The 9,257-nt window shown below is 63.8% G+C and carries 7 protein-coding genes and 1 pseudogene; 4 read left to right on the top strand and 4 right to left on the bottom strand.

Annotation, left to right across the window (positions count from 1 at the left end):
- Positions 1 to 16: 16 nt before the first annotated feature.
- Positions 17 to 1,459 carry an IS66 family transposase gene (tnpC, locus tag DB31_RS43995; RefSeq protein ID WP_044200003.1) on the bottom strand — a complete coding sequence of 481 codons (1,443 nt, stop codon included), beginning with the start codon at positions 1,457 to 1,459 and terminating at the stop codon, positions 17 to 19.
- A gap of 762 nt (positions 1,460 to 2,221) precedes the next feature.
- Between tnpC and DB31_RS44005 the strand changes: the two genes are divergently transcribed.
- Entirely contained in the window at positions 2,222 to 4,717 is a 2,496-nt protein-coding gene (locus tag DB31_RS44005) for a hypothetical protein (RefSeq protein WP_044199956.1), read from the top strand.
- On the opposite strand, the gene DB31_RS44010 is transcribed toward DB31_RS44005, so the two are convergent.
- On the bottom strand, positions 4,662 to 5,279 hold the full coding sequence (locus tag DB31_RS44010; RefSeq protein ID WP_044199953.1) for a transporter: 618 nt from the start codon (positions 5,277 to 5,279) through the stop codon (positions 4,662 to 4,664). The two genes, DB31_RS44005 and DB31_RS44010, sit on opposite strands and share 56 nt — an antisense overlap.
- 425 nt (positions 5,280 to 5,704) lie before the next feature.
- Between DB31_RS44010 and DB31_RS44015 the strand changes: the two genes are divergently transcribed.
- Positions 5,705 to 5,914, top strand: coding sequence for a hypothetical protein (locus DB31_RS44015; protein WP_157232510.1), 210 nt, complete (start codon positions 5,705 to 5,707; stop codon positions 5,912 to 5,914).
- Between the two features lie 194 nt (positions 5,915 to 6,108).
- On the opposite strand, the gene DB31_RS45870 is transcribed toward DB31_RS44015, so the two are convergent.
- Positions 6,109 to 6,744 carry a TetR/AcrR family transcriptional regulator gene (locus DB31_RS45870; protein WP_052420722.1) on the bottom strand — a complete coding sequence of 212 codons (636 nt, stop codon included), beginning with the start codon at positions 6,742 to 6,744 and terminating at the stop codon, positions 6,109 to 6,111.
- A 122-nt stretch (positions 6,745 to 6,866) separates the two neighbouring features.
- Between DB31_RS45870 and DB31_RS44025 the strand changes: the two genes are divergently transcribed.
- Together DB31_RS44025 and DB31_RS49480 are read left to right on the top strand one after the other, a co-directional pair.
- Positions 6,867 to 7,793 carry an NmrA family NAD(P)-binding protein gene (locus DB31_RS44025; protein WP_044199947.1) on the top strand — a complete coding sequence of 309 codons (927 nt, stop codon included), beginning with the start codon at positions 6,867 to 6,869 and terminating at the stop codon, positions 7,791 to 7,793.
- A 312-nt stretch (positions 7,794 to 8,105) separates the two neighbouring features.
- Positions 8,106 to 8,213 (top strand): annotated as a pseudogene (locus tag DB31_RS49480) (DUF2379 family protein); the annotation flags it as partial.
- A gap of 723 nt (positions 8,214 to 8,936) precedes the next feature.
- Here DB31_RS49480 and DB31_RS50150 read toward each other — a convergent pair.
- A partial coding sequence (locus DB31_RS50150; RefSeq protein WP_205628670.1) for a hypothetical protein occupies positions 8,937 to 9,257 on the bottom strand: 321 nt, incomplete at its 5' end.

Genomic DNA, 9,257 nt, shown 5'->3' on the forward strand with positions numbered 1-9,257 from the left:
GTAAGAGTTCACCGGCTCAAGCAGCCAGAGCAGCCGGAGCGGTCTCGAAGCTCGGGAGTAGCGAGGGAGGCTGGAGGCCGTGGCGGTGCGCCGCCAAGGCTTGCGTCAGGTAATCCAGCACGGAGCGTTCCTGCAGTTTGAGCGTCGTGACGGTCGTGAGGACCCTTTCAACGAAGCGACTGCCCTCGGGGCTGCGGGTACCGAAGGAGGTTTTGCGGTACATGACGCCTGGACGGATGCAGCGCTCGGCGAAGTTGTTGGTCGGCTCCAACTCGGGCACGTCGACGAACGTCCACAGGCACTTCTCCAGCTTGAGGATTTCCTCTGCCATGCCTGCCGTCCTCTGCTCGGCGCACACCACCGCCTCACGCAGCAGGCGCCCCACGGCCCGCTCCACCTTGCGCATCCGCCGCTGGAATACCTCTCTGGACAGAGTGCCGTCACGCACGCGGCGCCACCAGCGGAACATCTTGTCCCTCTGGGACATGAGCTGCTCGCCCAGGCGCGCCCCTTCGCCGCCCCGGTCGATGAACCCTTGAAAGTCACGCGTCAAGTGTGCCCAGCACACTTGGCGCAGCCCCGCGTCATACCAGTTGTAGGCACTCCACCTGTCCGTCACCAGCCAGCCCAGGAAGTCCTCACCCAGCAGCGCTTTGATGACTTCGCTGCCCCGGCTGGTGCTGATGCGGAACACCGCCACCAGCGTGGTGGCCACTACCCACAGCCACGCGCGTGCGCTCCGTCCCCTCTCCACGCCCTGGGCCCACCCAGTCTCATCGGCATGCACCCCGTCGGCTTGGCGCACAAAGGCCTCGGCTTCGGTGACAGGCCCGGCCAGCGCCGCGCTCATCTCCCGCTCCAGGTTGATGACGCTGCCTACCGACAACTCCACCCCCACCAAGTCCGACAGCGCGTCGCGCACCAGGCGCTTGGACAGCCGGTATTTGCCTACCAGCACGCTGGCCACCGCGGCCAGCCGCTCCCCAAAGGCGCTCGTCACCTCCGGCGGCAGGGGGGCCCGCGTGGCACTGCCGCACCCCGCGCACTCCAACTGGTGGCAGCGGTACTCCGTCACCACCGCCGCTACTGGCGGCAGTTCCACAACCTGGTGGCGCTCAGGCGTGGTGTCTTTCCCGCTTAGCCTCCTCTGGCAGCGCTGGCATCTGCTAGGCACCAAATCCACGAAGTGCTGCACCTGCTCGGGTGGCACCAAGGCCCGCTCGTGCTTCTTGTGGCCGGGCTGTCCACCGGGGCGTCGGCCTCTGCTGGGCTTCTGCAGGGGACGCACTGTGCCGGGCGGATCACTCGAGGGAGGCTTCGAGCTGTTGGTCGAGTTCTGCTCCAAGCGCGAGCGCAACTGCGCATTCTCCTCCTCCAACTGCCTTATCCGCTCCAACGCTGCCGCCAGCAGCGCCTGAAGCTGAAGTACCTGGGCTTCTAATGACTCGGAGGAACTCACTCAGCAGGTAGAACACGGCACGGCCTACCTGCTCAATAGGGTTCTACTCCGGCTGCTCTCTCCCCAACCAAGTCCCTCCCGGTGAACGGTTACAGTTCAACATGCCCCGGAAAACGACTCCCATACGACGGATCTAAAGCATGATGTGGGGCATCCCGGCTCAGATGCGGCCAATGTTCCCCCAAGCGGAGGAGGCGAGAGCGGGGAGTGAGGCAGCGGCCAGGAAGGAGCGGATGAAGCAGAGGACGCCGCGAGTGGATTGGGCAGAGTTGCTGAAGAGGACGTTCGACTTCGACGTGTTCGCCTGCGTCAGGTGTGGAGGCAGGCGGCGGGTCTTGGCGTATGTGAAGGCAGGCAGGGGAGTGCGAGCGATACGGGAGCACCTGGGCTTGCCCACGGCAGGTGTGAGCCTGGCCCCGGCGCAAGAATCAATCCAGGCCGCGGGGTGTTAAGGCTCACCCCTCCCCAGAGCCAAAAGGCCCAGTCCCCTACCGCGCCCCCCATGGGAGGGCGGCCTGGGCAGGCGTGTACCTCAAGGGGCTGCGCGGCCTGTCCACCGACCGGGCGCACTGCTCGGGCGGCACCTGTCAGCGGTCCTCCTCGGCACCTCCGCTCCAGTCCTCACCCGCAACATGGCCTCTATCCTGCCTATACGCGCGGCTGATTCCGTAGCGCTGCCCATGGGCCGGGGCACGATTTCTCGCTCTGTGCGACATGATCACCGACACTCTCCGGCCGCTACAAGGCAAAGGACGGTCGGCCATGGGGACCACTTTCGTCAACCACCACATCTACCAAGAGGGAGACGCCTACGGGCTCGTGTACGCGCTGCTGCTGAGCCGGGCCAAGCTGGGCGATCCGATGAGGGGGCTCCTGTGGGTGGACGAGGGGCTGTACGACGACGGAATCGACCCCTTGCTCAAGAAGGCCGTCGACTACAAGCGGAAGGTCGATGGGCGGCTGGGCTACTTCTCGTCATTCGGCCTGCTCGACAGCGAACTCTGCATCGTCCGCTGCCGCTTCGAGAAGGACGTCGATCTCGTGGAGTTCCATGAGGAGCCAGGCTCCCTCCTGGTGATCGCGGACAAGGACTTCTTCAACAGCAACCCCCGCCTCCTGTCGCGCTTCCTCACCACGAAGGAGAACCCCATCGGCGGCTGGCTCGAGGAGAAGGAAGCGGCGCTGGCCCTCAAAGTGGATGAGCGCTCGCTCGAGCATGCGGCGGCGGTTCTCGGCATCTCACTGTCGGGCAGGGTGTCGTGGTCGAACGCCGAGCGGTTGCGTGGCTTCCTCCGCGTACACTCCTTCTACAAGGAGGCGGCTCTTGACGTCATGGAGGTGGGGCTCGTCGCCCGCCGCCGTCAGGAGTTCTCGGATGCCGTCATGAAGGCGTTCCACGGTGGCAAGGGGCAGATCGCCTTCGCTTACATCGATGCCTCGACGAACTACGTCCTGAGCTGCGTGGACAAGAAAGGCTTCGCGCCAGTGGTGAGCGCGCTCCGGCTGGAGATCCTCAACGCCACCAGCAAGTTTTCCCAGGCGAACGAAAAGTTCATCTCGACCTTCGTCGAGGATCTGGAGTTGCGCAAGGGCGGAGTCCGAGAGGCCACGCCCGTCCTGGTGCTGTTCTGGATCCGCGGCGCGAAGCCCGACGAGGAGCGCGCCATCCTCGCGGACTTCGGCCTCGGGCAGGAGAGAACGAGCCCCGGCAAGCCGCAGCACCATACCAACTTCACGCTCTACAAGCAGGTCAGGCAGATCGTCTCCGACATGGCGGCCGAGCTGAACGCGCCGATCCGGTTCATCCCCATCGGCGACGAGCTCAAGGAAGAGCTCGGGAAGCTGTCGGCCCCGATCTCCTCGAGAGCGATGGCGAGGGGCGAGGACCTCTCCATGGGCCAGAACGCGCTCGAGCACACGGCGATGGTCCTCGGCATCTCGCTCTACGAGAACCTCTCGTCGGAGGATCGGACGCGGATCCAGAGCTACCTCCTGCACCACTACGGAATCTCTGAGAAGAAGAGCGACGAGATGTTGACGCTCTCGTACCGCAAGAGCCCATCGTCCCATAACTTGATCCGGTTCTGGGAGCGCGAGCCCTTCAAGGGCCAGCCGATGGGGGCTCAGATCAACTTCCTGCTCAACCTCTCCCTCCGCTATCCGGTGATCCAGATCGGCATGCGCAGCGGCTCGATGGAGCGCCTGATGTACCTCGGCGTGCCGACGATCTACTTCGACCGCACGCAGTCGGAAGACGACCTCCAGAACCCGGTAGGGGCGACGCGGATCAAGCAGCTCTGTGGGTTCCAGGGCCGCTCGCTGCAAGAGCTCATGGCCTACCTGATCCGGCTCAATGCGTCGCTGGATGGCGGGGGCCGCGGAACCACCAAGGGGTTCCCGCTGTTCTTCCAGATCGAGAACCGGGACACCGGCTTCCTCCGGTACTCCGCGCTCCAGAACACCACCGTCAGCCGCACCATCGAGCGGATCGCCGGGAGCGAGACCCTGAGCGAGTACAACAGTTTCAAGCAGGCGCTGCTGCAGAAGAAGTACCTCACGTCGAAGCTCTCCGAGTTGGCACGGTCACTCCTTCATCTCGGCGGACTCGTCGACGAGGAGGAGCAGAAGATGCGCGCCTTGGTCTGGTTCATCGTGTTCGCCTACCCACGGTATGCGAGCCGCTTCCCCAACACGGGCATCACCGCGAAGCTCAAGCTCTTTGGGAAGATCGGCGACACCCAGAAGTTCTTCCAGCAGTCCAGTCACAAGGAGAAGTCGCTGGAGCAGCTCAAGCAAGCGTTCCGCGCGGACAAGAAGGTCTCCAAGACCGCTCCCGAGTCCAAAGTGGGAGATACAATTCGCGTCTCGGATCCGTCGACCTACCAGGGCTTCGAGATCGTCGGCGAGGTCACCGAGCTGACCGAGACGCACATCAAGCTGAAGGCGAAGGCGTGCTATCAGACCGGCACGATGATCCTCGAAACCACAACGCAGACGAAGAAGCTGGTGGGAACGACGATCGACTGGCCGCGCGCGGTCCAGTTCAAGAAGGGGGACCGGATCCGCATGGCCAACGCGCTCTTCCACCCCGGCGTCGATGTGGTCGGCGAAGTGATCGATGTGGACACCAGCTTCGTCACGCTGTCCATCGACAAGTGCTACAAGGCCAGCACCACGACGAACGACGTGACCGGGGCGAAGCTCATCGGAAAGAAGGTGAAGTGGCGGCGGGACCGGGTGGTGCGCAAGGAGGGCTGATCGTGTCGCTCCTCCTCGGCACCTCCGCTCCAGCCCTCACCAGCAACATGGCCTCTATCCTGCCTATACGCCGGCTGCGCACGTTGAGGCCCAGGTTGGCCAGCAGCCGGGTGCCGCTCTCGAAGGCGTAGTCCGCCGCGAGCCGCGGCTGCACGCCAAACCCCTTCTGGCCCTGAAGCTCCGAGGCGTCCGCCGTGGGCATCACCATTGGCGCCGCGAGCCCCAGCCGCAGGGTGTCGCGTTCTAGAAGTAACACCTTGGGGACGAGCCGGAGGTCACCCAGGCCGCCCTTCCACGACTGCTCCAGGTTGCCGGTGGGCAGCTCGTTGAACTCGCCGCGCTCGATCTTGAGCGGGGCCACGAGGCCCAGCTCGAAGCGCTCCCCCAGGCCGGTGGAGCCGATCAGGTCGAAGCCGAGCTGGTTGCGCACCAGGTGCTGCAGCCGGTCGGCGTTGGCCGGGTTGATGACGACGAGCGGCTCATGGGCGTAGTTGAAGAAGAGTGGAGACGATCTTCCGGAAGCGCGGCGTTTCGATCGCGGGGTGCGCGATCCTTGGTGCATAGGGGTGATCAGGCAAGCGCGGGTCGGATCAGCATCGCTGTCGATGGCTCTTCCTGGTCCCTTGCTCGACCTCCGGACGCCCGATGGGTGTACGTGGCACCAACTTCCGCTCTGCCGCTGGGCTCTTGAACAAGAGAGTACCTCATTCCCTGCTGCGGGCGGCAAGCCGCACTCGTCATGACCATCGGCGGAAGTGACGGCGATCGTTGGAGCGCGGGACTCGTGCCCGCGCTTCGTCGCGATCGACGGGATCGAAATCCCTCGTTATTGGAAGATCGTTTCCAATGAAGGGCTTGTGCGCCGGCCCGGAGTGCGGCTCATGGGCTCCCCGTCAGCGTCCCTCACCTCCCGCTCTGCTCCCGCCCGCTACGCCCAAGAGGGCTCCGGTCCTTCCTATGCTCAACGGCGAGTTGGGAGACCAGGAAATGGGCGACCTGCTCCCCATGCGCGACCTGGCGTTCGAAAAGAAGGGGATCGAACACCCGAGCCGCACCTACGTCCGGTTGAACGGCGCGGGCGAGGTGGAGTGCATCGCCATCGAGGGCCAGGGCGGGGACAAGACGCTCATCTACTTCGAGCACCTGCCCGCCCTGCCGGCGGAGCTCACCTCTTTCGAAAGCCAACCGGGGCAGTGAGTGCGAACGGGAGCTCGAAGAGTGATTCGAGCTCCTCTGGCTCAGTGCAGAACCTTCCTGATGGTCCGGAGCCGTTCCAGTATGGCGCGCTGGGCGGGGAGGATGCTGTTTTGGGAATAACCGGGTTTCGTGCGCTGGAGGCCAGCAGCTTCAAGCGGCCAAGTCGCGAAGCGGCCGCGCAGGAGCAAGATCGCCTACTCCGCGGCACGTGTTCCCGTCAGCAGGACCATCAGCACATGGTCGACCAGTCCAATCAGACGCTCGCGCGGAATTGATGCACCAGCCGGTCCAGCGTAATGAGCCAGCAGCGCGACGACCGTATCGCACAGAACGTCGAGTTCGACCTCCGACAGTGGCGCGTGTCCCGCATCGGCCGCTCGGGTGGCGAGCTTGTCCAGCTCGGCCCGAACGAACGTGCCGAAGCGCTCGGTGAGAGTCCGATAAAGGTCCGGGTGCAACCGCGCCATCTCCATCGTCGCGGTCACAACCTCGGGACTGTCGTCGCAATTGCCGGCTTGCTCCATCAACGCGAGGAGATCGTCGCGCAGTGACGTGCCGGGATAGCGCGGCGTGGTCATCGGATTCAGCGTAGCGACGGCGTCGGTCACAAGATCTGCCTTTGCCGTCCAACGTCGATACAGCGTCGCCTTCGACACCCCCGCACGCGCCGCCACATCAGTCATCGTCAGGCTATGATAGCCCTTTTCGGCGAGCAGCTCGAGCGCTGCGCCGATGATGAGATCGTCGCGGCTTCTGTCCTGCGCGCGCCCCCGTTCCGCCGGCGGAAGGCGACGCTGATGACGGTGAGACAGATCGTTCATGGCAATCATAATAGATTCTTAATTACGAAAATCAACCGTACCGGAACTCTTGCGTTTCGTATCGGGTAGCCCTATCCTTGGGTCAGCACTTCCCCGGCGCCGTGCGCGATATCCCTTAGGAAAGGCTTCCCATGTCGAACCCCGATATTCGCCCAATCCTCGTGGCCGGTGCCACCGGCAAGCAAGGTGGTGCCGTCGTCCGCGCGCTGCTGCAAGCGGGCCGCCCCGTACGCGCCCTGACGCGCGATCCCGCTTCGGCTGCGGGACAGGCGCTCGCGGCGCAGGGAGTGGAGGTCGTGAAGGGCGACTTTACCGATTCCGCCAGCCTCGATGCGGCATTGGCAGGAGTGGAAGGCGTCTTCTCAGTGCAGATGGGATCGCAGCCCAGTGACCCCTATACCGAGATCGTAACCGGCAAGGCATTGGTCGAGGCCGCTAAACGCGCGGACGTCAACGTGATCGTTCACACCTCCGTCGCCCGGGCAGGCGATCACGAGAATTTCGTCGGCTGGGACGAGGGCCGCTGGGAGCCGCTGTACTGGCAGAACAAGGCGGCCGTGAACGACATGGTCAAGACGCAGGGCTTCCGCCACTGGGTGATCCTGAAGCCTGCCCTCATCATGGAGGACTTGGTGCCGCCGATGGTGGATTTCATGTTCGCTTCGCTCCGCGAACACGGTCGGTTCGAGACTGCGATCGAAGCGGACACCGGCCTCGACTGGATCGCCGCGCAGGACATCGGCGCATTCGCGGCGGCCGCCTTCGCCGACCCTGAGCGTTTCCACGGTCATGAGATTGACCTCTCTGCGGAATGCGCCACTTTGGTCGAGGTTGCAGCCAAGATCGCGAAGGGCACCGGAAAGCCGGTTTCGGCCGTCACCTTCTCGGAAGATGAGATGCTCGCGCAAGGCTACCATCCGCTGCACGTCAGGGGCCAGGTATGGGACAATGTCGAGGGCTATAAGGTGGACCTCAATGCCGTTCGTAGCTGGGGTGTGCCGCTGACGTCGCTTGATCAATTCATTAATCAGCACCGCGACAAGTTCGTCATCGGCTGAGCGCTCGCCCGCCGGCGCATCCCGTCGTCTCGACTGACGCCTGGAGGTCGGGTCCGGTTTTCCCATTTCGAGGAGCGAGGTATACCGGCTCTCCCGCACTTTATGTGGAGGGGGGCCGAGGAGGAAGCTGCGCGCATGGCCGTTCTTCCGCTCGCTTTCCGAGGGGAGAGTCACTGGGGCGTAGATGACGACAGACCCAAGACCAGACTTCCCTGATGGATGAGTGTGGTCGGCAGCTCGCCGTGTCTCCCTTTCGCCTTCGAGGGGAACCACACGAAGTGCGGGAGAGCCACGGAACTGGGGCAGACTCACTTCGGCAGCGCCCGCCAGGAGATGCGGGACGTGCTCAAGGTGGAAGTCGTGCCCCACTACCGCGCCCTCGCCGAGGGGCAGCTCGAAGACATGGCTGACGCACCGTAACGACGGCGCAACAGGCGCCGCTTCTCGGGCGTGTCATTGAGGCCGGGTGGCAGCATGCGGGGCGCTCGTGGACGGCCGGCACCAGCGAGTGTTCAGTGTGAAATCCCCCTGGGGGACCGTGAGGCGATGGACTTCGGGCCTGACCGCCTCCCACCTTCCCTCGCGTGGGCTTCTTTCCCACGCGGTTGGGAGTCCTCATGAATCGTCTTTGCTCACCGTCTCGCCTGCTGTCCTCGCTGTTTCTGTTGTCCGGAAGCGCCGCACTGGCCCAGACGCCGGAGCCCCCTCCGGTTGTATCTGGTCCTGCCGTCATGGTCATGGACGTGCGGCCCGGCCCCGAGGGCTCCGAGCCCTCCTTCCTTACCGACGTCGGCGGCCAGCTGATATTCCGCGCCGACGACGGGACGAGCGGGAACGAGCTGTGGAGGAGCGACTACAATGCGTCAGCAATCTACAATGCGTCAGCAATCACGGCCGTCGCAGTCGGGTCCGGCGGAGAGGTGTACATCCGATGGGCCGGATTGCCGAATCCAGGGCCATGTGGAAACAACAATGGGTGGGTGATGATCCCGTCCAACGCCCCTGAGGAGATGAAATCGCTGGCAATTTCCCTGTATTTCAACGGCAATCCAGCTCGCGTCGACACTGCCGGTTGCGTCGGCGCATATGAACGTGTGACGACACTTTACTCTCCGGGTGGTTAATCGAGTCGAGAGTTACAGCTTAGAAAAGCAACCGGCTACCCAAACGAAATTGGAACAACGCAACACGGGCAACATCCGCTGGAAAACGATCACGATGCGGCGAATCGAGCTCAAGATGGGCCGCATCGTGACTTAGATACAGCTGATCCAAGTCAACATGCCATCGGAAATGTTCAGGATTCGATTGTTCTAAATCAAGGTCGCGGTCATGTTGAATTAAATGCGGGCCATAAAGTTCAACGTAAGAGTTCACCGGCTCAAGCAGCCAGAGCAGCCGGAGCGGTCTCGAAGCTCGGGAGTAGCGAGGGAGGCTGGAGGCCGTGGCGGTGCGCCGCCAAGG

The sequence above is a fragment of the Hyalangium minutum genome (genome assembly GCF_000737315.1).
GTDB lineage: Bacteria > Myxococcota > Myxococcia > Myxococcales > Myxococcaceae > Hyalangium > Hyalangium minutum.